Annotated in this window: 23 protein-coding genes; 5 read left to right on the top strand and 18 right to left on the bottom strand. The window is 62.0% G+C overall.

Annotation, left to right across the window (positions count from 1 at the left end; genetic code table 11):
- Positions 1-9: 9 nt before the first annotated feature.
- Positions 10-897, bottom strand: coding sequence for a DUF6279 family lipoprotein (locus ACYVIA_RS11300; protein WP_460840812.1), 888 nt, complete (start codon positions 895-897; stop codon positions 10-12).
- A gap of 18 nt (positions 898-915) precedes the next feature.
- Between ACYVIA_RS11300 and glmU the strand changes: the two genes are divergently transcribed.
- The gene (gene glmU, locus ACYVIA_RS11295; RefSeq protein ID WP_460840811.1) at positions 916-2,274 is read left to right on the top strand and encodes a bifunctional UDP-N-acetylglucosamine diphosphorylase/glucosamine-1-phosphate N-acetyltransferase GlmU; all 1,359 of its coding nucleotides are present in this window, start codon (positions 916-918) and stop codon (positions 2,272-2,274) included.
- Between the two features lie 27 nt (positions 2,275-2,301).
- Here glmU and ACYVIA_RS11290 read toward each other — a convergent pair whose 3' ends face one another.
- Positions 2,302-2,775 (bottom strand): Lrp/AsnC family transcriptional regulator, encoded by a 474-nt coding sequence (locus tag ACYVIA_RS11290; protein WP_460840809.1) that lies wholly within the window; start codon positions 2,773-2,775, stop codon positions 2,302-2,304.
- 167 nt (positions 2,776-2,942) lie between these two features.
- Here ACYVIA_RS11290 and glmS point away from each other — a divergent pair, with 167 nt between their 5' ends.
- The gene (gene glmS, locus ACYVIA_RS11285) at positions 2,943-4,760 is read left to right on the top strand and encodes a glutamine--fructose-6-phosphate transaminase (isomerizing) (RefSeq protein ID WP_460840808.1); all 1,818 of its coding nucleotides are present in this window, start codon (positions 2,943-2,945) and stop codon (positions 4,758-4,760) included.
- Positions 4,761-5,232: 472 nt separating this feature from the next.
- Here glmS and ACYVIA_RS11280 read toward each other — a convergent pair whose 3' ends face one another.
- The 3 genes from ACYVIA_RS11280 to ACYVIA_RS11270 all read right to left on the bottom strand — a co-directional run bounded on the left by ACYVIA_RS11280 (position 5,233) and on the right by ACYVIA_RS11270 (position 10,118).
- On the bottom strand, positions 5,233-6,420 hold the full coding sequence (locus ACYVIA_RS11280; RefSeq protein ID WP_460840806.1) for an osmoprotectant NAGGN system M42 family peptidase: 1,188 nt from the start codon (positions 6,418-6,420) through the stop codon (positions 5,233-5,235).
- Between the two features lie 30 nt (positions 6,421-6,450).
- Positions 6,451-8,205: an N-acetylglutaminylglutamine synthetase gene (ngg, locus tag ACYVIA_RS11275; RefSeq protein WP_460840805.1), complete on the bottom strand. Its 1,755-nt coding sequence runs from the start codon at positions 8,203-8,205 to the stop codon at positions 6,451-6,453.
- A 131-nt stretch (positions 8,206-8,336) separates the two neighbouring features.
- Positions 8,337-10,118: an N-acetylglutaminylglutamine amidotransferase gene (locus ACYVIA_RS11270; RefSeq protein ID WP_460840803.1), complete on the bottom strand. Its 1,782-nt coding sequence runs from the start codon at positions 10,116-10,118 to the stop codon at positions 8,337-8,339.
- 445 nt (positions 10,119-10,563) lie between these two features.
- On the opposite strand from ACYVIA_RS11270, the gene ACYVIA_RS11265 reads away from it, so the two are divergent.
- From ACYVIA_RS11265 to ACYVIA_RS11255, 3 genes are all read left to right on the top strand, one after another.
- Positions 10,564-10,995, top strand: coding sequence for a disulfide bond formation protein B (locus tag ACYVIA_RS11265; protein WP_460840802.1), 432 nt, complete (start codon positions 10,564-10,566; stop codon positions 10,993-10,995).
- Positions 10,992-11,639: a DsbA family protein gene (locus ACYVIA_RS11260; RefSeq protein ID WP_460840801.1), complete on the top strand. Its 648-nt coding sequence runs from the start codon at positions 10,992-10,994 to the stop codon at positions 11,637-11,639. The genes ACYVIA_RS11265 and ACYVIA_RS11260 overlap by 4 nt, the downstream gene beginning before the upstream one ends.
- Positions 11,640-11,853: 214 nt before the next feature.
- Positions 11,854-12,963: a 6-phosphofructokinase gene (locus ACYVIA_RS11255; RefSeq protein ID WP_460840799.1), complete on the top strand. Its 1,110-nt coding sequence runs from the start codon at positions 11,854-11,856 to the stop codon at positions 12,961-12,963.
- A 9-nt stretch (positions 12,964-12,972) separates the two neighbouring features.
- On the opposite strand, the gene ACYVIA_RS11250 is transcribed toward ACYVIA_RS11255, so the two are convergent.
- The 13 genes from ACYVIA_RS11250 to cpaB form a co-directional block, all read right to left on the bottom strand.
- Positions 12,973-14,136, bottom strand: coding sequence for a glycosyltransferase family 4 protein (locus ACYVIA_RS11250; protein ID WP_460840797.1), 1,164 nt, complete (start codon positions 14,134-14,136; stop codon positions 12,973-12,975).
- A gap of 385 nt (positions 14,137-14,521) precedes the next feature.
- The gene (locus tag ACYVIA_RS11245; protein WP_460840796.1) at positions 14,522-14,770 is read right to left on the bottom strand and encodes a hypothetical protein; all 249 of its coding nucleotides are present in this window, start codon (positions 14,768-14,770) and stop codon (positions 14,522-14,524) included.
- A gap of 34 nt (positions 14,771-14,804) precedes the next feature.
- Positions 14,805-16,037, bottom strand: coding sequence for a LytR C-terminal domain-containing protein (locus tag ACYVIA_RS11240; protein WP_460840794.1), 1,233 nt, complete (start codon positions 16,035-16,037; stop codon positions 14,805-14,807).
- Between the two features lie 21 nt (positions 16,038-16,058).
- A complete protein-coding gene (locus tag ACYVIA_RS11235) occupies positions 16,059-17,000 on the bottom strand; it encodes a type II secretion system F family protein (protein WP_460840793.1) in 942 nt (313 codons plus the stop codon).
- 13 nt (positions 17,001-17,013) lie between these two features.
- Positions 17,014-17,985, bottom strand: coding sequence for a type II secretion system F family protein (locus ACYVIA_RS11230; RefSeq protein ID WP_460840791.1), 972 nt, complete (start codon positions 17,983-17,985; stop codon positions 17,014-17,016).
- An 8-nt stretch (positions 17,986-17,993) separates the two neighbouring features.
- Positions 17,994-19,343 carry a CpaF family protein gene (locus ACYVIA_RS11225; RefSeq protein ID WP_460840790.1) on the bottom strand — a complete coding sequence of 450 codons (1,350 nt, stop codon included), beginning with the start codon at positions 19,341-19,343 and terminating at the stop codon, positions 17,994-17,996.
- Positions 19,344-19,353: 10 nt separating this feature from the next.
- Positions 19,354-20,544 (bottom strand): AAA family ATPase, encoded by a 1,191-nt coding sequence (locus tag ACYVIA_RS11220; RefSeq protein WP_460840788.1) that lies wholly within the window; start codon positions 20,542-20,544, stop codon positions 19,354-19,356.
- Positions 20,545-20,555: 11 nt separating this feature from the next.
- Positions 20,556-20,972, bottom strand: coding sequence for a TadE/TadG family type IV pilus assembly protein (locus ACYVIA_RS11215; RefSeq protein WP_460840787.1), 417 nt, complete (start codon positions 20,970-20,972; stop codon positions 20,556-20,558).
- A 2-nt stretch (positions 20,973-20,974) separates the two neighbouring features.
- A complete protein-coding gene (locus tag ACYVIA_RS11210; RefSeq protein ID WP_460840785.1) occupies positions 20,975-21,394 on the bottom strand; it encodes a TadE family protein in 420 nt (139 codons plus the stop codon).
- 6 nt (positions 21,395-21,400) lie between these two features.
- Complete coding sequence (locus ACYVIA_RS11205) at positions 21,401-22,660, bottom strand: TadE/TadG family type IV pilus assembly protein (RefSeq protein ID WP_460840784.1); 1,260 nt, start codon at positions 22,658-22,660, stop codon at positions 21,401-21,403.
- Between the two features lie 11 nt (positions 22,661-22,671).
- Positions 22,672-22,965 (bottom strand): hypothetical protein, encoded by a 294-nt coding sequence (locus ACYVIA_RS11200; RefSeq protein ID WP_460840782.1) that lies wholly within the window; start codon positions 22,963-22,965, stop codon positions 22,672-22,674.
- An 11-nt stretch (positions 22,966-22,976) separates the two neighbouring features.
- On the bottom strand, positions 22,977-24,437 hold the full coding sequence (locus ACYVIA_RS11195; protein ID WP_460840781.1) for a type II and III secretion system protein family protein: 1,461 nt from the start codon (positions 24,435-24,437) through the stop codon (positions 22,977-22,979).
- 36 nt (positions 24,438-24,473) lie between these two features.
- Positions 24,474-25,358, bottom strand: coding sequence for a Flp pilus assembly protein CpaB (gene cpaB, locus ACYVIA_RS11190; protein WP_460840779.1), 885 nt, complete (start codon positions 25,356-25,358; stop codon positions 24,474-24,476).
- Positions 25,359-25,379 lie beyond the last annotated feature (21 nt).

Raw genomic sequence — 25,379 nt, 5'->3', positions numbered from 1 at the left:
TATTCCCGGCTATTCCCGCGCCAGTGTCTCGAAGTCATCGATCCACTTCTGCAGGCGTTTCGTCGCATGCGCCTTTTGCTCCGGCGTTGCAATATTGATCATCAACGCCGTCATTTGCGCCGCCCCTTCGTTCGATGCATCGAAGAAGTCCTTGTTTTCCGCATAAGTGAAATGTGCGGAGCTGGCCGCGATGTAGTTCTTCAACGCGACGGCGGCCGCATCCTTTGTCGGCCGCTCCACCTGAAATTTTCTGAGGAGCCGCAGCAGTTCCTGCTGGCGGCGCATGCGTTCTGCCAGCCAGAGCTCGTCGTTCACCGGACGCGCATCGGAGGCCGCCCGTAGTTGCGCCTGTTGTTGTTCGCTGAAGTTGCCGAACCAGTATTCCGCCTGCTTCATGACTTGCTCGTACCGGCGCTCTTGACGCTCCTCAAGCGAACCACGCAAATACTCTCTACGATACTTGTCGTTGTTGGACGCGAATTTTTTCTCAAGATGCGCGATCTGATGTGGTTGCAGCGACAACGCCAGTTCCGTCAGTTCGGGCGTCGCCTTGTCGAGCACCAGCAAGACGCGTTTCTTCAATGTGCCATATTCGGACAAGACATCGGCAGAGCTTACCGTTTGCTGCATCCGCTGCTGGACCAGCGCCAGGATGCGGGCATAATCCTTGAGTTGCGTCCTGCGATGCCATGCGAGCAGCTTGTCAATATGCCCCTTCACCCATGGCTTCTGGTCGTCCGTGAATTCGACATAGCCGTTCAGCCACCAGTACACGAAGGTATCGCCATTGGCATAGCCGAAACGCACTGTACTGCAACCGGCCAGCGCTAGCGCCAGCACGAGCAGGCACATTCTGAGAGAAAAGGCGCGATACCCCTGCATGATAAAATTTTGCATCACTCTCACTGAAATTCTATGAACGTTGTCATTCTCGCGGCCGGCATGGGAAAGCGCATGCAATCGGCTCTCCCGAAAGTCCTGCACCCCCTCGCCGGCAAACCGCTCTTGTCTCATGTGATCGATACTGCACGCACGCTGTCGCCATCGACATTGTGCGTCATTTACGGACATGGGGGCGATGCGGTGCCGCAGGCAATCAGCTCGCCGGAAATCCAGTTCGCCAAACAGGAGCCGCAGCTCGGCACCGGACATGCCGTAATGCAGGCAGTGCCGCATCTGCGTGACGATGTGCCAACGCTGATCCTGTATGGCGACGTCCCCCTGACGACGGCGGATTCGCTGAAGAAGCTATTGGACAGCGCCGGCGCGAATAAGTTGGCGATACTCACGATCGAACTCGATGACCCGACCGGCTACGGCCGCATCATGCGCAATGGCGGCAGCATCGTCGGCATCGTCGAGCAGAAGGATGCGACCGACGCGCAGCGCACAATCCGCGAGATCAATACCGGCATCATGGTCGCGCCGACTGCAAAGCTGAAACAGTGGCTGACCACTTTGTCAAACAAGAATGCACAGGGCGAGTACTACCTGACGGACATCGTCGCACGTGCGGTCGAGGACGACGTGCCGGTCGTGTCCGCGCAACCGTCCGCGGTGTGGGAGACGCTGGGCGTCAACAGCAAGGTGCAGCTGGCCGAACTGGAACGCATCCATCAACGGAATATCGCCAATGCGCTGCTTGAACGAGGCGTGACGCTGGCCGATCCGGCGCGCCTCGACGTGCGCGGTTCGCTGACTTGCGGACGTGATGTCAGCATCGACGTCAACTGCGTCTTCGAAGGCAAGGTGGAGCTGGAAGACGGCGTGAGCATCGGCGCACATTGCGTGATCAGGAATGCACGCATTGCCAAGGACGCCAGCATCAAGCCGTTCTGCCATATTGAAGACGCGGTGGTGGGTGCGGAATCGGCAATCGGTCCGTATGCCCGCCTGCGCCCCGGCACCGAGCTCGGCGAGGATGTCCATATCGGCAATTTCGTCGAAGTGAAGAACAGCCAGATCGCTGCGCACAGCAAGGCCAACCATCTTGCCTATGTGGGCGATGCGACGGTGGGTTCGCGCGTGAACATAGGCGCCGGCACGATCACCTGCAATTACGACGGCGCGAACAAGTTCCGGACCATCATCGAGGATGACGCCTTCATCGGCAGCGACACGCAATTGGTGGCGCCTGTCCGCGTCGGCAAGGGCGCGACGCTGGGCGCCGGCACCACGCTGACCAAGGATGCGCCGGAAGGCAAGCTGACCGTGTCACGTGCCAAGCAGGTCGCGATCGAGGGCTGGACCCGTCCGGTGAAGATCAAGAAGTAAGACCGTAGGGAACCGCCCCCAGCAAGTTCAAAGCGCAATCCGCGTTTCGAACTTGCTGCGGTGGATGGAGAAGAAGCTGCGTACGTTGCGCACGTTGGCATGCGATGCGAACAGGCGATGTGCCAGCGCGTGATAGGCCGGCATGTCGGCTACCTGCACCACCAGCACGAAATCCGGTCCGGGCGACACCCGATAGCACTGCAGCACCGCCGGTTCGTTGGCGACCAGCGCCTCGAACTCGTCCATGCGTTCCGCCGCCTGGTGGTCCAGCGTAATTTCCACAATAGAAGTCAATGCCGCCCCGACCTTCTCGGGTGCGACGATTGCCACCTGCCGTTGAATGACGCCGGCGTCGATCAGGCGTTTGACGCGGCGCAGGCAGGTCGGCGGCGAGGCGTGCACGCTGGCGGCCAACTCGTTGTTGGTTTGTGACGCATCCGTTTGCAGGGCATTGAGGATGCGCCGGTCGAGTTCATCCAATTGCAGGTCTGGCTCTGCCATATGAAATCCGTAAGTTGATTTTTGAAACGTTTTGAAATTATATTTCATAGAATCCTGGTGAAGAAATATAAGTTCAAATTCTCTGAAATTCCGCAAACTTATTTCACCCCCACTCTTCTACGATAGAGCCTCCTGTTAATGAGAATCAACGAAATCAAGGAGCTCTCATGTGTGGCATCGTCGGCGCAGTCGCGCAGCGCAACATCACCCCCATCCTGTTGCAAGGCCTGAAACGGCTCGAGTACCGCGGTTATGACTCCTGCGGCATCGCGCTGCATATCGACGGCCGCCTGCAGCGTGCCCGCAGCACCTCGCGCGTGGCCGAACTGGAATCGCAGGTCGAAAGCACCGGCCTGTCCGGCTTTACCGGCATTGCACATACGCGCTGGGCGACGCACGGCGCGCCGGCGTCGCACAACGCCCACCCGCATTTCTCGCGCGAGCGCATTGCATTAGTCCACAACGGCATCATCGAAAACCATGACCAGCTGCGTGCCGAGCTGCAGGCTGCCGGTTATGTGTTCGAAAGCCAGACCGACACCGAGGTGATCGCGCACCTGGTCGACCACATGTACACCGGCGACCTGTTCGAGACGGTGCAGCAGGCGGTCAAGCGACTGCATGGCGCCTATGCGATCGCGGTGTTTTCCCGTGACGAGCCGCACCGCGTGATCGGCGCACGCCAGGGTTCGCCACTGATCGTCGGCGTCGGCAAGGGCGAGAACTTCCTCGCGTCCGACGCAATGGCGCTGGCCGGCACCACCGACCAGATCATTTACCTGGAAGAAGGCGACGTGGTCGACCTGCAGCTGCAGCGCTATTGGATCGTCGACGCCAACGGCAAGCCGGTCGAGCGCGAAGTGCGCACCGTGCACGCGCACAGCGGCGCCGCCGAAATCGGCCCCTACCGCCACTACATGCAGAAGGAAATCTTCGAGCAGCCGCGCGCCATCGGTGACACGCTCGAAGGCGTCACCGCGATCATGCCGGAACTGTTCGGCGACAAGGCCTACAACGTCTTCAAGAAGATCGATTCGGTACTGATCCTTGCCTGCGGTACCAGCTACTACGCCGGCCTGACCGCGAAATACTGGATCGAATCGATCGCGCACATCCCGGTCAACGTCGAAATCGCCAGCGAGTACCGCTACCGCGACAGCGTGCCGAATCCGAACGCGCTGGTGGTGACCATTTCGCAAAGCGGCGAAACCGCGGACACGCTGGCGGCATTGAAGCATGCACGCTCGATGGACATGGTGAATACGCTCACGATCTGCAACGTGTCCACCAGCGCCATGGTGCGCGAATGCATGCTGTCGTATATCACCCGCGCCGGTGTCGAAGTCGGCGTCGCCTCCACCAAGGCCTTCACCACGCAGCTGGTTGCATTGTTCCTGCTGGCGCTGTCGCTGGCACAGGTGCGAGGCCACTTGAGCGACGAACAGGAAGCCGAGCAGCTGAAAGCGCTGCGCCACCTGCCGCTGGCGATTTCCGCAGTGCTGGCACTGGAGCCGCAGATCATCGCGTGGTCGGAAGAATTCGCCCGCAAGGAAAACGCGCTGTTCCTCGGCCGCGGCCTGCACTATCCGATCGCGCTGGAAGGCGCGCTGAAGCTGAAGGAAATCTCCTACATCCACGCCGAAGCGTATCCGGCCGGCGAACTCAAGCACGGCCCGCTGGCACTGGTGACGCAGGAAATGCCGGTCGTGACCGTCGCGCCGAACGACACGCTGCTGGAAAAGCTGAAGTCCAACATGCAGGAAGTCCGCGCCCGCGGCGGCCAGCTGTATGTGTTTGCTGACGCCGACTCGCACATTTCCTCGAGCGAAGGCGTGCATGTGATCCGCCTGCCCGAACACTACGGCAAGCTGTCGCCGATCCTGCACGTGGTGCCGCTGCAGATGCTGGCGTACCACACCGCACTCGCCCGCGGTACCGATGTGGACAAGCCGCGCAACCTGGCCAAATCGGTCACGGTGGAGTAAGACGCCGCGAATACGCGCGATATCTGAGATCCCGCACACGCCCGGCAGCAGCATGAAGAATGCGGCTGCCGGGCGTTTTACTTGAGGGCGATCATGCGGTGCGCGAAGCCGGCGAATTTTGTTACAGACGCTTACCGGTGATACACAAGCGCAAGCGTCGTTGCCTTTCCTTGCCTGTCCAATCGGCATAAGAGGGAGGCCTTATGACTCAGGATGTCGAAACCTATTCCCGCCTTGACGAGGTTGTGTGCGCATGCACTGAATGCCGGCAGCGCTTTCGTGCAGTGCCGCTGATCCCGACGCTGTCCGGGAGTGAACGACTGGGCAGGTTGCGCTGCCCTCACTGCGGCCGGATGATGACGATGGACGCGCGATTGCTTTGGCTCGGCCTGGCTCACTGAAACACGCCAGCGCCCATCGCACAAATCGTTGTCAGGACCGCCGTTGTATCGCCAGCCCGGCCCTGCTCCACTCACTGGCCAAACAGCTTTTCCGGATCCGGACGCGGGGTCTCGGACGGGGTCAACTGGCTGGCGTCGAGCTGCTGCGAGAAGTTCTCCACCGAATCGAGAATCGGCTCGCGGTCTTCCGGCAAGGCGGGATCGGACTGCATGTACAGGCACAACAGCTGCGCCAGATGTTCCAGCGTCGAACTGTGCGTGCGCTCATAACCGTGGGACGCGTCGGTGCCGAAGCACAGCAGTGCGGTGCGCACGTCGTGGCCGGCGGAGACGGCGGCGCTCGCATCGGAGTGATAGAACCGGAAGACGTCACGGTGGCTGGGTATGCCGTGCTCGTCGCACAGCGCCAGCAGGCGCCGCGTCAGGTGGTAATCATGGGGCCCGGCGGAATCCATCAGTGGAATCGTCACGCCCATCGCGCGCGTATCCTGCCCGGCCTTCGTCGGCGCGATGTCGACGCCGATGACTTCGCTGACATCCCGGTCGATGCCGGCACGCGCGCCGGAGCCGACTTCCTCGGTGAGCGTGAATATCGGATGGCAGTTCATCGGGATGGACACCCTGGCTTCCGTCACTGCCTTCAGCGCCGTCAGCACGGCGGCGACGCCAGCCTTGTTGTCAAGATAGCGCGATACGATGAAGCCGTTCTCCAGCAATTCCGGGTTGGGGTCGAAGGCAACAAAGTCGCCCACGCGGATGCCGAACGATGCGACTTCGTCGGCGGAATAAACCTGCTCGTCGACACGCACTTCGACCTGGTCCCAGCTCACCGGTTGCGTGTCGACCGCCTCGTTGTAGACATGGCCGGACGCCATCAGCGGCAGCACCGAACCGCGAAAGCGGCTGTTGTCGGTGAAGATGGTCACGCGCCCGCCCTCCGCCCAGCGGGCCGACCAGGTGCCGACCGGCATCAGCGACAGACGGCCGTCCGGCTTAATGGCGGATACCATTGCGCCGAGCGTATCGAGGTGCGCGACGATGGCCCGCGCGGGGTTGGTGCGGCGGCGCTCCGGCAGATTGCGCGGCAAGAGCGCACGGATCGTGCCGCGCCGTGTCAGCTCGTAGCGAATGCCCATCGCATCGAGCCGCTCGCCGGTGTAATGCACGATCGCATCGGTCAGGCCGGCGGGGCTGGGGATGGCGAGCAATTCGAGCAGTGTGGTCTTCAGGTAGTCGGCATCAATCGGCAGCTTTTCCATCGGTAGCTCCCAGCAGCATCAGTCTGGTTGTCAGGCAGTCAGGGGGAACAGCAGGTCGATAAAGCGTTGTGCAGTCGGCTGCGGTTCGTGGTTTGCCAGTCCCGGCCGCTCGTTGGCCTCGATCACCACATACTCCGGCGTGTCGGGCGACTCCACGAGGAAATCCAGGCCGACGACCGGGATGTGCAATGCGCGGGCGGCTGATTCGGCCGCGTCGCGCAGCGCCGGGTGCAGCTCCGCCGTGACGTCGTGGATCGTGCCGCCGGTGTGCAGGTTGGCGGTCTTGCGTACCGGTACGCGCTGTCCGTTTTCCGGTACCGAATCGAACGTCAGCCCTTGCGCAGCGAGGCAGCGCTCTGTCTCGGCATCCACCGGAATCTTGCTTTCGCCGCCGGTGGCCGCCGCGCGCCGCGCACTCTGGCGTTCGATCAGCTGTGCAATCGTGGATTCGCCGTTACCCGTCACCTCGGCCGGGCGGCGGATGGCGGCGGCGACGACCTTGTAGCCGATGACGACGATGCGCAGGTCCTGCCCCTGGCAGAACTGTTCGAGCACGACATGGCCGCCAATGGCCTCGGCGCGCTTGATCGCCTCGGGCAGATCATCGGGCGAGCGGATGTCGACACTGATGCCGCGCCCCTGCTCGCCGAGTGCGGGCTTCACGACGACCGAGCCGCACTCCTTCAGGAACTGTGCATTCGCCTCTGCATCGCCTGCCACCTGCTGGCGCGGCACGTTCAGTCCGATGGAGGCGAGGCGGCGCAGCGTCAGCACCTTGTCCTGGCACCATGTCATCGCGACGCCGCCAGTCAGTTCGGTCAGCGACTCACGGCACAGAATTTCATGTCCGCAGTAACGCAGCTTGAAAATGCCGGCTTCCACATCCAGCACATCGACACTGATCCCGCGCCGCCGCGCCTCGTCGACGATCAGGCGCGCATAGGGGTTGAGGCCGTCGATGCCTTCAGTGTTGACGAACAGCTTCTCATTGATCGCGTTCTTGTGCTTCACCACGAAGCCCGGCACCTGTTCGAATCCGAGCCGCTCGTACAGCCGGATCGCGTAGTCATTGGTGTGCAGTACCGACAGGTCCATGAAGTGGCGGCCGCGCTCCGCGAAGACCGCCGCAAGATGGTTGACCAGCATCGGCCCCGTGCCGGACAGGCCGGTCTGCGCATCGACCACCAGGCACCACAGGCTGCTGCCGCCCTGCTCGTCGCCAAAGGCGGTGGCGTGGTCCACGCCCAGCGCGGAACCAATCACATCGCCCGTACTTTCATCTTCAGCAACCAGGTAGACCAGTGCATCGTTGTTGCGCTGGTTCCATACGGTTCTCGGGTCCATCGGCACCATGCCGCGCGTCAGGTACAGCCGATTGATCGCGGCGATATCGGCGCGGGTCGCCAGCGGGCGGATCACGACGCCGGGCGTCGGCGTTTCGCGGGTGTCGTAGCTGCTCAGCTTGCGCCGGAAAATGAGGGAAGGATCAAGGAACAGGTTGGCCGGCGCTTCCGCCAGCACCAGCTGGGGTGCGTCGACGTGCAGCGCGATGTCGCGCTTGCCGGGCGCTTCCTGCATCAGCGTCTGTGCCAGCAATGAGGGCGATTCGAACGACGGTGCATACATCAGGCGGCCCCATCCGCATTCGATCCATGCATTGGGATGGCACGCCTTGTCTGCTGCCTCGTCGTCGGATGGCGACTGGTCCTGCGCGCGTCGAATCAGTTCCGGCTGGATTTGTTTTCCAGACCCATTCCTCGAAATACCAGGTTGGGCAATAGTCATGATGGTGTTCCTCTGTGCTGTTGAATGTGTAGCAAAACCGGCAATCGGCTTTTCTGTTTCCGGCGACGCTGCCAGCGCCTGTTGCCTGCATGGACAGTGCCGCGTGATGCGCCGGGCATGTCAGCGTTTCGTCATACGCCGTGCGCCTGCAGCCAGGCCTCGAGCAGTGCCATCTGCCAGAGTTTTGAGCCGCGTAATGGGGTGATGTGGCTGTCGGGGGCGGCGTACATCGATTCGATGACGTCACGCCGGAACAGGTTGCGGGTGCGGGCGGCATGGCTGTCGAGCGTGCCGCGCACGAATTCCAGGAAGTCGCCGCGCAGGTACTTCAGTGCGGGCACCGGGAAATAGCCTTTGGGCCGGTCGATGACCGCAGCCGGGATGACTGCGCGTGCGGCTTCCTTCAGGACGAACTTGCCGCCTTCGGCGACCTTGTGCCGCGCCGGAATCCGCGCTGCGAGCTCCACCAGCTCGTGGTCAAGAAACGGCACCCGCGCCTCCAGCCCGAACGCCATCGTCATGTTATCGACCCGCTTGACCGGGTCGTCCACCAGCATCACCGTGGTATCGAGGCGCAGCGCACGGTCGATCACGCTGTCCGCACCGGGCGTGGCGAAGTGATGCTGCAGGAACTGCCCGCTGGCGTCGTCAAGAAACATGTCGGGCGGCAGCAAGGCACGAATCTCCTCATGCGTGCGATCGAAGAACACGCGGCGGTAGGCGTCGACGCCGGAAGCGGGATTGTTGATGTCCGTCAGTGGCGGATACCAGTGATAGCCGCCGAACACTTCATCCGCGCCCTGCCCGCTCTGCACCACCTTGCTGTGGCGCGATACCGCTTCCGACAACAGGTAGAAGGCAACGCAATCATGGCTGACCATCGGCTCGGCCATCGCATTGATCGCCCGTGGCAGCGCCTGCAGCAGGTCGGGTGCGGGGATGTACAGCTTTTCGTGGTGCGTCGCGAAGTGGCGCGCGACCAGGTCCGAGTAGCGGAACTCGTCGCCCGCTTCCTCATCGACGGCTTCAAAGCCGATCGCATAGGTGCGCAGGTCGGGCGTGCCCGCTTCCGCCAGCAGCCCGGTGATCAGGCTGGAATCGAGACCGCCCGACAGCAGCACGCCAACCGGGACGTCGGCAACCAGGCGCCGCTCGACAGACCGCCGCAGCGCATCCAGCACTGCGTCCTTCCAGTCGTCGAAGCTGCGCTGTTCGTCTTCCTCGCTGCGCCGGAAATCGAGCGTCCACCATTGCTTGAGCGTGCACTTTCCGGTTGGCTGCACCGTCATCAGGCTACCGGGCGGCAGTTTCTTCACGCCGCGCAGGATGGTGTGCGGCGCCGGCACCACCGCATGCATGGACAGGTAGTAGTGCAACGCCTGCGGGTCTAGCGAGGTATCGACATCGCCGGCGGCCAGCAGCGCGGGCAAGGCCGACGCAAAGCGCAGGCGCTCGCTGTCGACGGTGTAATACATCGGCTTGATGCCGAGCCGGTCGCGCGCGAGGTAGGTGATGCCGCTGTCGCGCTCCCACAAGGCGAATGCGAACATGCCGTAAAAGCGGTCGAGCGCTTTTTCACCCCACGCATGCCATGCCTTGATGATGACTTCGGTGTCGCCGTTGGAAACGAACTGGTAGCCGGCCTCCTTCAGCTCCTGCCGCAGTTCATGATGGTTGTAGATGGCGCCGTTGAAGACAATGCCCATCCCGGTAACATTGTCGATGAAGGGCTGGTGCGCGCGCTGGCTCAGGTCCATGATGCTCAGGCGCCGATGGCCAAAGCAGCGCGAGCCGAGGCTGAATATGCCTTCGCCATCCGGTCCGCGACGCGAATGCGCACCGTTCATTTTCACGACGGCCGCCACATCGGCCGACGTGTGATCAAAGCGTAGCTCTCCAGCAAGACCGCACATGAAATATTCCGGTGGATAAAAAAGATCTACACCGAAATGCAAGTATCGTTCCCGATAGTTTCCTATCTCCGTAGAAGCATGACCGCCACACGCGCGTGGGCGTTTTCAGCATGTGTACAGATGGCAGGAATGGCACGGAGGCTGTAAGAATTTCGCACTTTGTAACAAATCTGATTTCCATAAAGAAGTTGTGGGCTGCGCAAATTGTGCGGCGGTAACATGACGTCACTGTTGTGAGGAAAAGTTCCCGATGGAAGATGTCTGAAATCAACTCGAGCGGCAAAGCCCTTGGATGTATTACCGGTTATGAGCCGCTCGGTATAATCCGCGCCTGTCGCGCCAGCTCGCTGCGCTGCTTCCCGGTATTGCGCTGTTTTTTGCACAGGCTGCTGCCTGTGCATCAACCGGACATGCAATACGGACTCTTTGAATGAAAGATCACATCATGAAAACCTCGCCTTGGGCGCTTGTCTTCACCGGCTGGCTGGTGGCCGCCACGTCCACGCTCGGCGCCCTCTTCCTCGGCGAAGTGATGGGACTGGCTCCGTGCGTGCTGTGCTGGTACCAGCGCATCTTCATGTTCCCGCTGGTATTCGTACTGGCTGTCGGCCTGTTCCCTTTCGACCCCAGGGTCGTGCGCTATGCGCTGCCGCTGGCCATCGGCGGATGGCTGGTCGCGGTCTACCAGGTGCTGCTGCTGGCGGGCGTCATCCCCGAAAGTGCGACGCCCTGCACGCAAGGCGTGCCGTGCTCCGAAGTCCAGATCGCATGGTTCGGCTTCCTGACGATCCCGCTGATGTCGGCGATCGCCTTTTCCGCCATCATCCTGCTGCTCGTTGCAACACGGTTTTCAATCCCACCCAAGGCATCCCAATGAAACAGAAACATATCTTCCTCGCCGCCGTGCTCCTGCTGGTCCTGCTGTTCGTGGCAGGCACGGTCGCCTACAACAAGCAACGTGCCGACCAGGCGGCGCAGACTGTCGTGCAGAACCAGGAATCGCTGGTGCGCTTCCATTCCCCGTCGCTCGGCAATGCGAATGCGAAGGCGCATATCGTCGAGTTTTTTGATCCGGCCTGCGAAACCTGCCGCGATTTCTATCCGTTCGTGAAGGACATGATGGCGGCCAACCCCGGCCAGATCCGCCTGTCGGTGCGCTATGCACCGTTCCATGAAGGTTCGGACCAGGTTGTCCGGCTCCTGGAGGCGGCGCGCAAGCAGGGCAAGTTCTGGGAAGCGCTGGAGACGCTGTACGCCGCGCAACCGGAATGGGTGCAGCATCACACGGCACGCCTGGAGCTGGTCTGGAAGCATATGGAAGACCTCGGACTGGACATGGAACGCCTGCGCAGCGATATGAACTCGCCGGAGATCACGCGGATCATCGAGCAGGACATCGCCGACGCGAAGAAGCTGAACGTGACCAAGACGCCGGAATTCTTCGTCAACGGCAAGCCGATGCCGAGCTTCGGCTACGAGCAACTGCAGGGGCTGGTGAAGGACGCGCTTTCCGGCGCGTAGACGTAGCAACCTACCTCCCCGACACTGTGAAAGGGCTTGCCGCGCGATTGCTGCAAGCCTTTTTCCTTCCGGCAGCATGAAGCAGCACTCCCGCACCGCCGCATCGCGAGACATTGACGAGCCCTTGGCCGGCGTCGATACTGCGAACCAAATGGCCGCTTCCCGGTCGTCCCCTTATCGCCAGCACGGCATGTCATTTCAAGCAGGAGTTGCGGTGACCAACAAGATCCAGCGAATTGCAATCAACACCGGAGGCGGCGACGCGCCCGGCCTTAACGCGGTAATCCGCGCCGTCACACTGTCGGCAATCAAGCGCGGATGGGAATGCTACGGCATCCGCGACGGCTTCAACGGCATCCTGAACCCGGAACGCTATCCGGAGGGCGGCGTGATCCGCCTGACGCCCGACCGGGTACGCGGCATCGCCCACCTGGGCGGCACCATCCTCGGCACGACCAACAAGGGCGATCCCCTGCACTACCCGACCACCATGCCCGACGGTTCGATCCAGGCGACGGACCGCTCGGACGAGCTGCTGGCGCACTTTGCCAGGGAAGGCATCGATGCGCTGGTGTCGGTCGGCGGCGACGGGTCGCTGACCATTGCGGAAGCCTTGCATCGCAAGGGCCTGCGCGTGATCGGCGTGCCGAAGACCATCGACAACGACCTCGACAAGACCTTCACCACCTTCGGTTTCGACACCGCCGTCGCATTTGCGACGGAGTGCCTCGACCGGCTGCACAGCACGGCGGAAAGCCACCAGCGCGTGATGGTGGTCGAAGTGATGGGCCGCTATGCCGGCTGGATCGCGCTGCACGCCGGCATCTCCGGCGGTGCGCACAGCATCCTGATCCCGGAGCTGCCGTTCGACATCGACAAGGTGGTCAACAAGATCCGCGGGCGCGACAAGCTGGGCCGCATGTATTCCATCGTCGTGGTGGCCGAAGGCGCACAGCCGATCGACGGTAAGCGCGAAGTGATTGCGCCGGCAGAGGTGGGCCATGCGGAGCGCCTGGGCGGCATCGGCGAACGCGTTGCCAGGGTGCTGCAGGAGCGCACCGGAAAAGACGCGCGCGTGGTCGTGCTGGGACATTTGCTGCGCGGCGGCAGTCCCACCTCCTTCGACCGTTTGTCATCCTTGCGCTTCGGCGCTGCCGCGGTGCGCGCGCTCAACGATGGTCTGTCCGGCGTGATGGTGTCGCTTGCCTTTCCCAATGTGGAGTATGTCGCGCTGTCCGAGGTTGCAGGACGCATGAAGAACGTGCCGCTCGACAGCGATACGCTGCAAACGGCGCGCGATCTCGGCATCTGCTTTGGTGATTAGCGATACGTCTTATTTCTCGTTGTAGCGCTCCGCTGCCCCAAGCTGCGCACGCGGCATCTGCTCAACCGCGTGGCGACAGGCAGCGACGAGACCCGCAGCGGCATTGGCGTAGGTGTACTCCCTGACGGCTGCCAGGCTGTTTTGTGAAAAGCGCTGCCACTGCGCAGGCTGCGTCAGCAGCATGGCTGCGCGCTCGGCCCAGTCCTCCACGTCGAGCTGACGGACAAAGCCGTTGCGCCCGTCGACCACCAGTTCATTTGCCACGCCCGGTTCCGGCGACACAAGAACCGGCAGGCCAGCAGCGCAAGCCTCGTTGGCGACCACGCCCCACGGATCCCACAGCGACGGGAACAGGAACACGCGCGCAGAGCGGTACAGCGCAGGCAGGTCGCCATGCGCAGTAAAGCCGCGGAATACGGCCTGCACCAGGTCCGGATGCTGCGCAGCGCGCCCCTGGATCTCCTCCTCCTGCACACCGGTGCCGACGAACAGGATGCTGACCCTGCGCCCGATCCTGCGTGCCGTGGCGAGCGCCACGTCGAGCGCAAACTGCGGGTTCTTGACCGGCTCGATGCGGCCGCAGAACAGGAAATCGTATTCCTTCGGCTGTTCCGTTCCCGGCGCCGCTCCCTGCCCCTGCCCCTGCGGACTGAAGGCTTCATTGTCGACGCACAGGCAGGCCTTGAAGCAGGCTTGTGCCGGTATGCCATAGCTTGCGTAAAGCCGGCGGCCGCCATCGCTGGCCGACACAAATGCCTTGGACCGCGCATAGACGATACGCCGCACGGCGCGATGCATCCCGCTCAGGCCCTTTTCGGACACATCGGTGCCATCGGTCATCGGCACGTGCGGCAGGCGCTTGGCCACTGCATAAGCGAAGGCGTACAGGTGGGTCGGATTGAAGCCGCCCGTCACGATGACGTCCGGCGAAAACTTGCGCAGCTCTCCGATGACGCCGGGATTGCTATGGATATAGCGCCCGCCGACGGTGAAAATGTTCTCGCGCAAAAAGACATGGCCGAAGTCCAGCGGCGGCAGTTCCCACAAACGGTTGGGCTCGCGCCGTGTACAGAACAGCACCTGCAGCGCAATGCCGGGGATGTTCTCCAGTGCTTCAAAGAAAGGAATACGGTACGGCGGAAGCTCGTTGGAAACGAGAGACAGTCGAAGCATTATTAACCTTGTTGATTATCTGTACCCCGTAGGAACCGTTCGCAACGGAAACCTCGGAATCGCGTTTTCCGGTCTGAGTGCGATTGTGCCGTCCGGGTTCAGTACAGGGATTGGATCAAGGACAAGGTTTTGCGCTTCAACCTGCATAGTGTGGCTTTCAGGCGCAGCGGCAAGATCACCCAGCATCGGCCATGGCGATGCGACTTGTGGAAGGTCAAAGGTGTAAAGGAAACACACGACGATTCGCATCCGCAATGGCCTGCGGACGTCTTTTATTCAACAGGCTGCGACCGCCGGCTTCATCTAACTGCCGGGCCTGTCAAGCCGTGCATTGAGCACGGCAGCAGGACTGGGCGTGCCCAGCCCTGCCCGCAGCAGTGCCGAGTTACTTTACCGCCGGCGCGTCGGAGCTTGCCGCAGCCGGTGCTGCAGCCACCGGTGCCTGCGCGCCGGCGGACTTCATCTGTTCGATCTTGTTGTTCAAGACCATGACTTCGGCCTGCGTGCCGACCAGCACCGAGTTAGTCCGCTTGAGTGACGCGAAGGCGACGACTAATGCGAGCAACGCGACAATGAAAGTTGCCACGATCCAAGTGCCTTGGCTCTGAGGTTCAACCAGATGTTTGATATCCATTTGCTTCTCCTATGAACGGGTTGGGGAAACTGCCTTACTTGCTTTGCCGGGACGGCTGGCCGAGCGCGACCATATCGCCGGTCGACTTCCTGCCACGCGCAATGACGGTTGATTCATTGAAGTCCTTACCGAGAACCACGCGCACCGGCGCCTGGCGCTCCAGCGATACAACCAGGACCAGGCGCGCCGGCTGGCCGAAGGACTGTTCAATCTGGTGAGCCAAGGCTTCCGCCCCGGCGACGTACTGGATCTCGGTTCGCCGTTGGGCGAACGTCTGGTGATTGGTCAAGCGTGGTGCCGCATATCCCTGCTCGCGCAGATAGCTGCCGACACGTTTGGCCAGGCCGCGCACACCGTTGCCGTTGGCAACTTCGACACGACCTGCCGCCGTGCGCACCGGCTGCACCGATAAATCCCGGGCCTGTGGCTGCGGACTCGACGCCAGCGGTATGAGTGGAACGGATGATACTTGCGCCGCCTTGGTATCGATTGGCCTTAGTTCCCATACGTTGGGGCCGACGTTGGCAAGTTGCACTGTCGGTGCCATGGACGGGCTCGGGACGACCGGTGCAGTTTGCGCTACCTCGGAGACAACGACAGCCGCGGGAGCGAGAACAGGTGCAGGCTCTTGCGCCACAGGTGCTGCTGCGCTGGCAGGTACCGGCACGGCTCCGGGAGATGTCGGTGCCATCTGTGCTGTCGGGACCGACTCTCCTAATGGCGGCGCAGGCCGAACGCCTGGCTGCAGCGCCGCCGCAAGCGGCCCCGCGCCAGCGGCCATGCACTCTCCCTTATCCTCGCAGCTCAATGCAGCGAGGTTGTTGCGGATACGCACATTTTCCGGGTCGAGCCGGAAGGCCTCGCGGTAGGCGCTCACGGCTTCCTCGGTTCGGCCGATTTGCTGATACAGGTAGCCCAGGTTGTTATGCAGGTGGGCGCGCGCCGGCGCAATCGAAATGGCGCGTTTGAACTCTTCCTCGGCCTTTCGGATACGCCCGAGCCCGAAATATACGGTGCCCAGCGCATTGTGTGCCTCGGCATGGTAAGGATCGAGTGCCAACGCCTTCAGGAAGGATTTTTCAGCCGCCTCAAGGCGTACCTGCCCCTGGTAGTAGCGGCCGATACGGTATTGCGCCTCTGCGTCCACGCCGCCGCGCACCGAAAGCACGGGCTCGATGTCGAGGCCGGCGACAGGTGGTGTGCCGGCGCATCCGGAGAACAGGGTGACGCTGCCGATTGCGATTGCCATTGCATGACGTTTGAACATGTTCTTCTCCTGTCCGTCCGATTAACCGGCAATGGTAGGCAGCAGGACCCGATAAATGCTGATCAGCGCCGGCCCCAGCAGCACCACGAGCAACGCCGGGAAAATGCAGAAAATCAGCGGGAACAGCAGCTTCACCGGCACCTTCGCTGCAGCCTCTTCCGCGCGCATCTTGCGCTTGACGCGCAGGCCATCCGCATGCACGCGCAACGATTCGGACACGCTGGTGCCGAAGCGCTCCGCCTGCACCAGCATCGCCACCAGCGCATCGACGTCTTCCAGGCCCATGCGCAGGGCGAGGTTGCGCAGTGCGCGGTCGCGTGCCGATCCGGCCCGCAGCTCCAGGCTGACCAGATGCAGCTCGTCGTACAGCGCTTCGCTCTTGAGGCGCATCTCTTCGCCGACCCGCGCAATGGCGGCATCCAGACCCAGGCCGGCTTCGACACAGACGCGCATCAGGTCCAGCGCATCCGGGAAGTTTTCGAAGAGCTCCCGCTGGCGGTGGGCAATGATGCGGGACAAAACCACATTCGGCAGGTAGTAGCCGAGCGCGGCGAGCAACACGATCATGGCGGTCAGTTGCGGGATCGCGATGTCCTTCTGCGTCATGCCGGTATACAGCGCGAAGGCCGCCGGCAGCAGAAAGGTGCCCAGCGTCTTGCATGCGAAATAGACAACCGGCGCATAAGGTCCGCGAAAACCGGCATTCATGAACCGCGTGCGCAACGGCGATTCTTCCCATTCGTCCTCGGGAGTCGAAAGCTTTGCCACCGGTGCGAGGAAATGCTTGATCGACTCATGCAGGGAATGCGTCGCCGGTGGCGATGCGGTGCCGGCGCTCTCGGCGACGCTCTGCAGGCGCTTTTCCTCCGTCGGGCGAATGAACTGCGCCGCAATCAGGTAAGTGAGGCCGCTAATGACGAGGAAGGTCAGTGCCAGGAAGACGATCTGTATGGTGGAGGTCATGGCTGTCTCCTTCTCAAACGCGGATGGTGATCACGCGCCACATCCAGATCACCCCGACGACCATCAGGGCCAGCGCACCGGCAACGACGTTAAGGCCGGTAGGGTCGGTCCACAGCAGCGACAGGAACTTCGGATTGACGACATTGATCAGCCCGCCGACTGCAAACGGCAGGATGCCGAGGATCCAGGCAGACAACCGGCCCTCGGCCGACAGCACCCGGACAGTCGCAGCCAGCTTCAGGCGCTCGCGGATCAGCATGGCGATGTTTTCCATCAGCTCGGCGAGATTGCCGCCGGTTTCGCGCTGGATCAGCACCGCGACCACGAAGTAGCGCAGGTCGGTGCTGGCAACGCGGGTAGCGAGATTGGTCAGCGCTTTCTGCACAGGCACGCCGAAGTTGATTTCGTCGAAAGTCGTGCGGAACTCCTGGGCGATAGGCTCCGGCCCTTCCTGCCCGACCATGCTCAATGCGCTGGAGAATGCATGGCCGGCACGCAGCGCGCGCGCCATCAGGTCGAGCGCATCTGGAAGCTGGGTCTCAATGCTGTTCAGGCGTTTATCGCGCAATTTGAACAGATAGGCGAAGGGCAGAAGGGATGCTCCGATTCCCATTACTACGCCCAGCCACACCGGCATGGCGGCAATGTAGGCAATGACAATCGTGATCGCGACACAGCTCAAGGCCACCGCATGGAACCCCGCCACCGTCATACCCGTTCCCGACTGGATCAGCAGCCTGTCCAGATGCTGCACGCGCGGCAGCTGGAGGAGAATCCGTTCCAGCAGCGGCACTTCGCTCAGCAACCGCTTTTTCAGCAGCTTCGTTTCGACGGTCGTTCCTGCCGCCGACATCGCCTGTAACCGTCGCTTGATGCGCGTGGCTTCCGGCCCCCGGTAGGCATTCCATGTCAGGTACACGCCTTCGATCAAGCCCACGATGGCGAAGAAGCCGAGGACGATGAAGCCGTAATAGAAATAGTCCATGGTTGCACCTATGCCTGTGTATTTTCCGGATCGAACAGGTCGTCCGGCAATGCCACGCCACGCACTCGCATCCGGTCGACAAAGCGCGGCCGGATGCCGGTCGCATGGAACTTACCGAGTATGGCGCCGTCAGCGGCGACGCCGGTCTGTACGAAGGTGAAGATCTCCTGCATTGTCACCATGTCGCCTTCCATGCCGGTGATTTCCTGGATGCTGGTGATCTTGCGCCGCCCATCGCTCATGCGGCTGACCTGGATGATCACCGAGATGGCCGACACGATCTGCTGGCGCAGCGCTTTCGGTGCGATCGTCAAGCCCGTCATGCCGACCATGTTTTCCAGGCGGATCAGCGCATCGCGCGGCGAGTTGGCATGGATGGTCGTCATCGAGCCTTCATGGCCGGTGTTCATGGCCTGCAGCATGTCCAGTACCTCGGCGCCGCGCACCTCGCCGACCACAATGCGGTCCGGCCGCATGCGCAAGGTGTTGCGCACCAGCGCCCGCTGGTTTACCTCACCCTTGCCTTCAATGTTGGGTGGGCGGGTTTCAAGCCGCACCACATGCGGTTGCTGAAGCTTCAGTTCGGCCGCGTCCTCGATGGTGACGATGCGTTCGGTATCAGGAATGAACGCCGACATGATGTTGAGCAGCGTCGTCTTGCCGGTGCCGGTGCCGCCGGAGATCAGGATGTTGGTCTTGGTCTTGACCAGGCCGGCAATCATCTGCGCCATGCCCTGCGTGAGCGTGCCGTAGTTGACAATGTCGGCCAGCGACAGCGGCACCGTCGCAAAGCGCCGGATCGACAGGCTTGGCCCGTCCAGCGCCAGCGGCGGGATCACCGCATTGACGCGCGAGCCGTCCGGCAGGCGCGCGTCCACCATCGGGCTCGATTCATCCACCCGCCGCCCGATGCGCGACACAATCTTGTCGATGATCTTCAAGAGGTGCTGGTCGTCGTTGAAATGGATATCAGTCAGCTCTAGCCGGCCCCTGCGTTCCACATAGACTTCCGCAGAGCCGTTGACCAGGATGTCCGACACCGTCGTATCCGCCAGCAGCGGCTCCAACGGCCCGAGCCCCATCACTTCGTTCTGGATATCTGCCACCAGCTGGCGGCGCTCGCGCTCATTGATCGGCAGGTGACCTTCATCGAGCAACTGCTCGACGAGAACCTTCAGCTCATTGCGCAGGCGGTCGTCAGGCATCGACTCCATCGCGCCCAGGTCGAGCCTGTCCAGCAGCTTTGCATGCAGGTTTGCCTTGAGCCCGGCCAGCTCGCTCCGGGCGCGCATGGCGGCGAGCCGCGGATTTTCCCTCTGCATGTCTCCGCGTTCTTCCAGAGTTTCCCTGATTGACATGGCTTGCTCCTTAATTCAGAAAACCGGACTGGTGATGGGTGCCGCGGAAAAAGCGGCCGATCCACGACTCATGATCCTTCGTCGCACCTACCAGGTCGCTCGCCAGTTCCTTCAGCGCGCGCGAGATGGGGCAGCTCGCTGCATGCCTGAGCACCGGCGTACCCAGGTTGACCGAGGCGCTGGCGTTCACAAAATCATTCGGCAACATGCGGTAGAAGCGCGTGCCGAGCGTTCTTTCGATGATCTTTGGCGGCAGGTCGGTTGCCGTGTCGGAGCGGTTTCCCAGCAAGTGAATCTTGTTATCGGTATAGCCAAGAGTCTGGAACAGGCGAAGGAGCTTCTTGCTGTCGCGCACATACGGCACCATCGGCTGCAGCACGAGGAAGATCAGGTCGGAACGGTCCAGCGCGCGGATCGACAGCATGTCCACTGCACGCTCGATGTCGACGATCACAAAGTCGTAGTTTTCTGCGGCAACGGTCAGCAGCCGGTCGATATGGTCAGGCATGAGGCCAATGGCCTTTTCCGGGTCGTCAGGCGCTGTCAGCAGCGAATACCCGGTGTCGACTTGCATGCTGCTGGACGCCAGCACGCTCGCATCCAGCCGTTCCGTCTGCTTTGCCACCTCGGCCACCGACGTGACAGGCTGCCCATCGGCCACGAAGAAGGACGCATCGCCATGCTGGAAGTCGAGGTCGATCAGCAATACCTTCTTGTCATGCTGCGTAGCCAGCGCATAACCGAGGTTGGTTGCGATGAAGGTCGCGCCGCTGCCACCCTTGGATGACAGGAAGGCGAGGATCTTCCCGCGCTTCTTTTCCGGCTCTGCCACCGGCATGCGCTTGCGTACGCGGGCGATCGCTGCCACCAGCTCGTCGGCGATGACCGGTGAGCTGAGCACTTCGCGCACGCCTGCACGCATGGCGGCAATCAGCAGGTCGGGCGCCTTGGTCGTGCACAGCAGCAGCACGGCCAGCTTCGGGTGCTCATGCGTGAGCGCTTCGATCGCTTCCATGTCCGTACGGTGCGGCTCTGCGCAGTCAACGATCAGCAGATCATGCTTTTCCAGATCGGACAGGATGGACAACGTTCCTCCGCGCGACTCGAGGAAGTTGAGCTTGTCGTCGCTGCAATGCTCTTCGAGAATCTGTCGGAGCTCGGCCAATGCGCCGGTTTGTCTGGAAATGACTGCGATCTTCACGTTGTTCTCCGTCAATCTTCCCCGAGGCTTTCCACCGGAAGCGTGGTCCTGAATTCAGGAATATCGATCGACGTGGCCGGCCAGAACAGCAGCGACATGCTGTAGTTCCGGATCTTCACTTCGAGGTATTCGCAATTGGTTGTGCAGCCCGCAGGCGAGAGGCTGATGTCGACGTTGTTGGTCGCCAGCGCCGGCATGATCTTCCGCATTTCAGGCACGACGGCGGTATTGAAATTGGCAGGCCGGGTGACTACCGCAAGACGGGCGCCCAGGCGTGTTGCCTCAGCGGCCGAGTTCAGCGTAAACAGCGCCCGTCCCATTTCGATCGTACCCAGCAGCAGTAGCAGGTACGCCGTCAGGACAAGGGCAAATTCAATGATCGCCGCGCCCTGGCGATGGGTTGGAATGCGTTGTATCAGGGTGCCCATGATCAGCTCTGCCGCATGGTTGAACTTATCGGGCCGAAGCCGATGTCCGTGACGACCATCGGCACCAGCGACTTGAATTGGTACCCGGTGATCGTGACGGTCGCCATCTTGACCGTCAGCGCCCCCAATTGCACCTCTTGATCGGTCGTTGTCTGCACCATCGCTTCGGCTAAACCCTCGATGACCGGCGTACCGCTGCAGGTCGGGTTGCCGTACACGGTGAAGCAACGCGCCGCGCCGGCTGCGCCGCTACCCCCTTTGGCCAGCACCCGTGCACCGTCGCGCGTGGCTTTCACCAATGAGTTGTACTGGTAGAAAGCCCGACCAAGTTCCGTGATGCCGAACGCCAGCGGAATCATGATCACGAGCATCAGCGCGAACTCGATGGCAGCTGCTCCTCGTTGGGTAGGTTTGCGTACCATGGCGCTTTACCTCACCAGTTTCGGGAAGCCAGAGTGCGGGCCACCGCCAACGTTGCACTCGGCGCTGGTTGTCATGCCGAGGAACTCCACGATGTCAGCCGCCTCGGACGGCTCCGGCTTCTTTTTCCCCGGTGGGTTGGGGTCTTCCATCGGCGCCAGCATTAGCGCGCATGCCCAGCCTTTTACCGCCACGGACTTTCCACCCTGCTCACAATCCACCACCGGCATGATGGTCACGCGCCTGTCGTCACCATGCTCGCGCAGTTGGTTCGAGCTGGCGATCCTCGGATTGCCCGGATAGTCGATCGGGTGGCCGTTCTTGTCCAGGTTGCTGGAAGGGTCGTACGCATCGTTATTCCTCTGACGGTTGACGAAGTCCAGGTACACCCCGCCCGGCGTGTGCGTCCTGTACGCCCAGCCCGTTCTGTCCGGCTTGTGCGCTGTCATGGTTTCGTCGTCCAGCTTGTACGAACCGCCGTACAGGCCGAAGCGGGTGTTCCATGCCTGCGCGGCGCCATTCGATTCACCCGACGAAAGAGGCACCTTCGACACGTGCTGGAACTCGCATAACCCCTCGCCCGCGATCATGTCCCGCAAGCCATCCGTACCACCGCCCTGGCCGGGAAATTCGAGCCAGCCATAGTCCCCTGACGCTCCGCCCCCGGAAGACAGACGTCCGCTATACCAATCACCCACACTCAGTTTCGTCGCGTCACCACCCGGAGCGCACATCACCAGCGGAACAGCGCACACCTTCAGCGTCCTCGGAAACTTCGCAATCGCGGCGGCGCGCATCTCCTGTGCACCGATGCCAAGAACGCCCATGAACCACATCGCGACGCTCTTGGTCTGCGACTCGTGCGGTGCACAGCGCACGTACTCTGTCAGCTTGTCGACATTGCGCGAAAAGTTCAGATAGTTCCCATTGCCGTCGGCCGCCAGGTTCGATGCAAAGGTGATGTCGGCAGGCTGGATGACCGCCGCCTTCCCCTGAAAATCGACCTTGTTGCGCGTGCCGGCTGCAATACCGGCATCCGTGGCCCGCGTCACGGTGGAAGCGTTGATCGCGTTTAGCTCCCGCGCGGCGCTCAATGCACAGGCATCAGCTGCGTTCTGCATTTCGGTCTTGGTGATGTACAGGTGGCCAAGATCGAGCACCAGCCCGGCCATGCCGATCAGCACCACGACAGTGAGCGCGGTCAGCACGGCGACGGCTCCTTCCTGCCGGCGTAGTGCAACGACTTGCACGGAGCTATCCTTGGTCATGGCAGAACTCCTCAGTTTTGCCCGCCGCCGGAAGTGCCGACACCAATATTGAAGACGTTGGTCGCCGGCTGCGTGGTTTCAAAACTCTTTTGGTAACGATCCACGGTCGCTTTTGCGGCTGCGCCGTCGAATCCCGTCGGCGCAGCGGTATTGCGCGATGCGTCCGGGTTGACAATCTGCTGCGCCTTGGCGGCACGCACGGTATCGCCAAACCCTTCTTCCGCTGCGTAGTGCGTTGCGCAGCCACCGACGGCAAGGACCGCGCAGCCCAAGACGATCGTCGTGATGAGTGTTCGCTGAGTCATGGCATTCCCCTTTACTTGACTTCAAAGCCGCGCTGCGTGCTGACAGCTGCTCCGGATGGTGCAGGCTTTTGCTCCGATGTATTTTCTTCTGTCGCCGGCTTGCCTTCGGTCCGCCCCAGCAACAGGAATTCGGAACGGCTCGGCTCGACGAAGTTGTCCGTCGGCAGTGCATAGTTCGCCTCCAGCGGCTTTACCAGGCGCGGTGTCACGATGAAGAGCAGCTCGGTGCGGTCGTTCTGGAACTCGCTGCTGCGGAACAGGGCGCCCAGCACAGGGACTTCGCCAAGGATCGGGAAGGCCTTGACCGCCTCGTTCACGTTGTTCTTGATCAGGCCGCCAATCGCAAAGCTCTGGCCATCCATCAGCTGTACCGTGGTCGAGGCGCGGCGAGTGGTGATGCTGGGCAAGATGCTAGTGACGCCGTTGACGGTCATGAACGGGCTGCCCACCTGCGTCAGTTCGGACACTTCCGGCGTGACGCGCAAGTTGATGCGCCCTTCATCAAGAACCGTCGGGGTGAACTTCAGCCCAACGCCGAACTCCTTCTCTTCCAGCGTGATGGTGGTTCCGCCAAGCGCGTTGGATTGCGACACCGGGATGAATATCTTTCCGCCCGCGAGGAACGCGCCTTCCTGCCCGCTGATCGCCATGATGGTCGGCTCCGCAAGCACCTTGACGAGGCCATTCCTGATCTCGGCATCCAGCGTGAGGTTGGTGGCGCCCTCTGCAATGGTCAGCGCACCGCTCGCCTTGCTCAGCAGGCCCGTCAGCAACGAGTAGGTGAAGTTGCCGTTGTGGCGTGTGCCGCTGAACTGCGCGCCGAGCTTGTCGATCAGCGTCTTGGAGACTTCCGCCACCTTCACTTCCAGCATGACCTGCGGCACGTCGCCGGTGCTGAGCATGTTCACCACCTTCTTGCCGCCGAACTGTTCGGCCAGCAGCACGGCACGCTGTGCTTTCACCGCATCGCTGACATTGCCGCTCAAGACGATGGCGTCGCCGGCGGCGTCAACCATGATGCCTTTCTCGCCTGGCAGCAGTTGATTGAGCCTGCCTTTCAGGCCGGCGGTGTCGGCACCGACCGACACATCGATGACGGTGGTGCGCCCGCCTTTGGACCAGAGGAAAATATTTGTTGACCCTGTCTTCTTGCCGAGCACATAGACTTCGCGTGAATTGAGCAGGACCACGTCGGCCGTATCCGGGTTGCCGACCGAGATGCGGGAGATGTCATGCTGTGCGCGCAGGATGGATGATTTGCCGGCGGCAAGCTGCAGCGGCGGCGCGATATCGGTCGGCACTGGTGCACGCGGCGTCGCGTGGACCTCTGCGGCCTTTGCCGGCATCGCGGGTTTTGCAGTTGCCTTCTCCGGTGTTGCCGCCTGGACGGCAGGAGTCCCGAGCAGGGCCAGCAGCGCGGCAATTTGCCAGGCCTTGCCGGCTGCCGACTGTGAGTTGATGGTTGACCTCATGGTTGCATCCCCTTTAGATTGCCGCGCTATTCCGCGTTATTCCGCATTGCTGGATTCAGCATTCTTCGATTCGACATTGACCCGGTTGACACCGCGGATCACCTCCACCTGGTGTGTTGGCTCGCGCTTGGCAGAAGGTGCAGAACGCAAGACTTTCCTGACCGGCGACGGAGCCGGCTTCGCCGCCGGCGCGGGTTCCGGTGCAGCAGCGACTTTCACGGCGACCGGTGCAGTGGCTACCTTCAGCAGGTCCGCCGGGCGGGCGCCTGCGGTGACGGTCGGATTGCGATCCACCTGGTTGCGCAGCACCAGTGACAGCGAGCCGATACTGCGTGCGAGATCGAGCTTCTCCGCCTGCTCCGGCGTGACCTCGAGCGTCACTGCGCTCACCACCTTGGCCTTGCCCTCGACGACCTGATCCTGTGCGACAGCCAGCACCAGGATCTGCTCGAGCACGATCTTGGAGACTTGCTTCTTCTGCTCATCCTCGGCATTGACCATGATGTCGACGTAGTTGCCGGGCAACGCAAAGCCCGCCACACCGACAACCTCGTTGACCTTCACCGTCATCGCGCGCCGCCCTTCGGTGATCACTGCGGACAGCCCTGCCTTGGCACCGACCGGTGCGAGCTTCGTTTCCAGCAGCGGCTCGCCGCGCTGCACATTGGTATTGAGGACACGCGCATCAAGCTTCTTGGTATCGTCAAAGGCTCCTTTCAGAACACTGGAAGCAGGCCAGTCGACGACCTGCAGCACATTAGGCGCCAATGGCGTACCGACATCGAGATCTCTCGCGGCGACCACCACTTTGGTTGTGGCCATGGAGGTTTGGCGCGCGACCCATTGCGCGGCGGCGAGCACCGCCAGCAAGCCGACCAGGACGGAGACGCCGATCATGACCAAGGCTCTCGTGTTTTTCATGTTCTCTCCCTTTCGTCTGCG

It is taken from the genome of Noviherbaspirillum agri (genome assembly GCF_054780595.1).
This window is presented reverse-complemented; position numbering and strand designations above follow the sequence as displayed.

Coding starts and splice junctions, on each gene's coding strand:
- ACYVIA_RS11300 (WP_460840812.1), bottom strand. CDS start 897: ATGCAAAATTTTATCATGCAGGGGTATCGCGCCTTTTCTCTCAGAATG.
- glmU (WP_460840811.1), top strand. CDS start 916: ATGAACGTTGTCATTCTCGCGGCCGGCATGGGAAAGCGCATGCAATCG.
- ACYVIA_RS11290 (WP_460840809.1), bottom strand. CDS start 2,775: ATGGCAGAGCCAGACCTGCAATTGGATGAACTCGACCGGCGCATCCTC.
- glmS (WP_460840808.1), top strand. CDS start 2,943: ATGTGTGGCATCGTCGGCGCAGTCGCGCAGCGCAACATCACCCCCATC.
- ACYVIA_RS11280 (WP_460840806.1), bottom strand. CDS start 6,420: ATGGAAAAGCTGCCGATTGATGCCGACTACCTGAAGACCACACTGCTC.
- ngg (WP_460840805.1), bottom strand. CDS start 8,205: ATGACTATTGCCCAACCTGGTATTTCGAGGAATGGGTCTGGAAAACAA.
- ACYVIA_RS11270 (WP_460840803.1), bottom strand. CDS start 10,118: ATGTGCGGTCTTGCTGGAGAGCTACGCTTTGATCACACGTCGGCCGAT.
- ACYVIA_RS11265 (WP_460840802.1), top strand. CDS start 10,564: ATGAAAACCTCGCCTTGGGCGCTTGTCTTCACCGGCTGGCTGGTGGCC.
- ACYVIA_RS11260 (WP_460840801.1), top strand. CDS start 10,992: ATGAAACAGAAACATATCTTCCTCGCCGCCGTGCTCCTGCTGGTCCTG.
- ACYVIA_RS11250 (WP_460840797.1), bottom strand. CDS start 14,136: ATGCTTCGACTGTCTCTCGTTTCCAACGAGCTTCCGCCGTACCGTATT.
- ACYVIA_RS11245 (WP_460840796.1), bottom strand. CDS start 14,770: ATGGATATCAAACATCTGGTTGAACCTCAGAGCCAAGGCACTTGGATC.
- ACYVIA_RS11240 (WP_460840794.1), bottom strand. CDS start 16,037: ATGTTCAAACGTCATGCAATGGCAATCGCAATCGGCAGCGTCACCCTG.
- ACYVIA_RS11235 (WP_460840793.1), bottom strand. CDS start 17,000: ATGACCTCCACCATACAGATCGTCTTCCTGGCACTGACCTTCCTCGTC.
- ACYVIA_RS11230 (WP_460840791.1), bottom strand. CDS start 17,985: ATGGACTATTTCTATTACGGCTTCATCGTCCTCGGCTTCTTCGCCATC.
- ACYVIA_RS11225 (WP_460840790.1), bottom strand. CDS start 19,343: ATGTCAATCAGGGAAACTCTGGAAGAACGCGGAGACATGCAGAGGGAA.
- ACYVIA_RS11215 (WP_460840787.1), bottom strand. CDS start 20,972: ATGGGCACCCTGATACAACGCATTCCAACCCATCGCCAGGGCGCGGCG.
- ACYVIA_RS11210 (WP_460840785.1), bottom strand. CDS start 21,394: ATGGTACGCAAACCTACCCAACGAGGAGCAGCTGCCATCGAGTTCGCG.
- ACYVIA_RS11205 (WP_460840784.1), bottom strand. CDS start 22,660: ATGACCAAGGATAGCTCCGTGCAAGTCGTTGCACTACGCCGGCAGGAA.
- ACYVIA_RS11200 (WP_460840782.1), bottom strand. CDS start 22,965: ATGACTCAGCGAACACTCATCACGACGATCGTCTTGGGCTGCGCGGTC.
- ACYVIA_RS11195 (WP_460840781.1), bottom strand. CDS start 24,437: ATGAGGTCAACCATCAACTCACAGTCGGCAGCCGGCAAGGCCTGGCAA.
- cpaB (WP_460840779.1), bottom strand. CDS start 25,358: ATGAAAAACACGAGAGCCTTGGTCATGATCGGCGTCTCCGTCCTGGTC.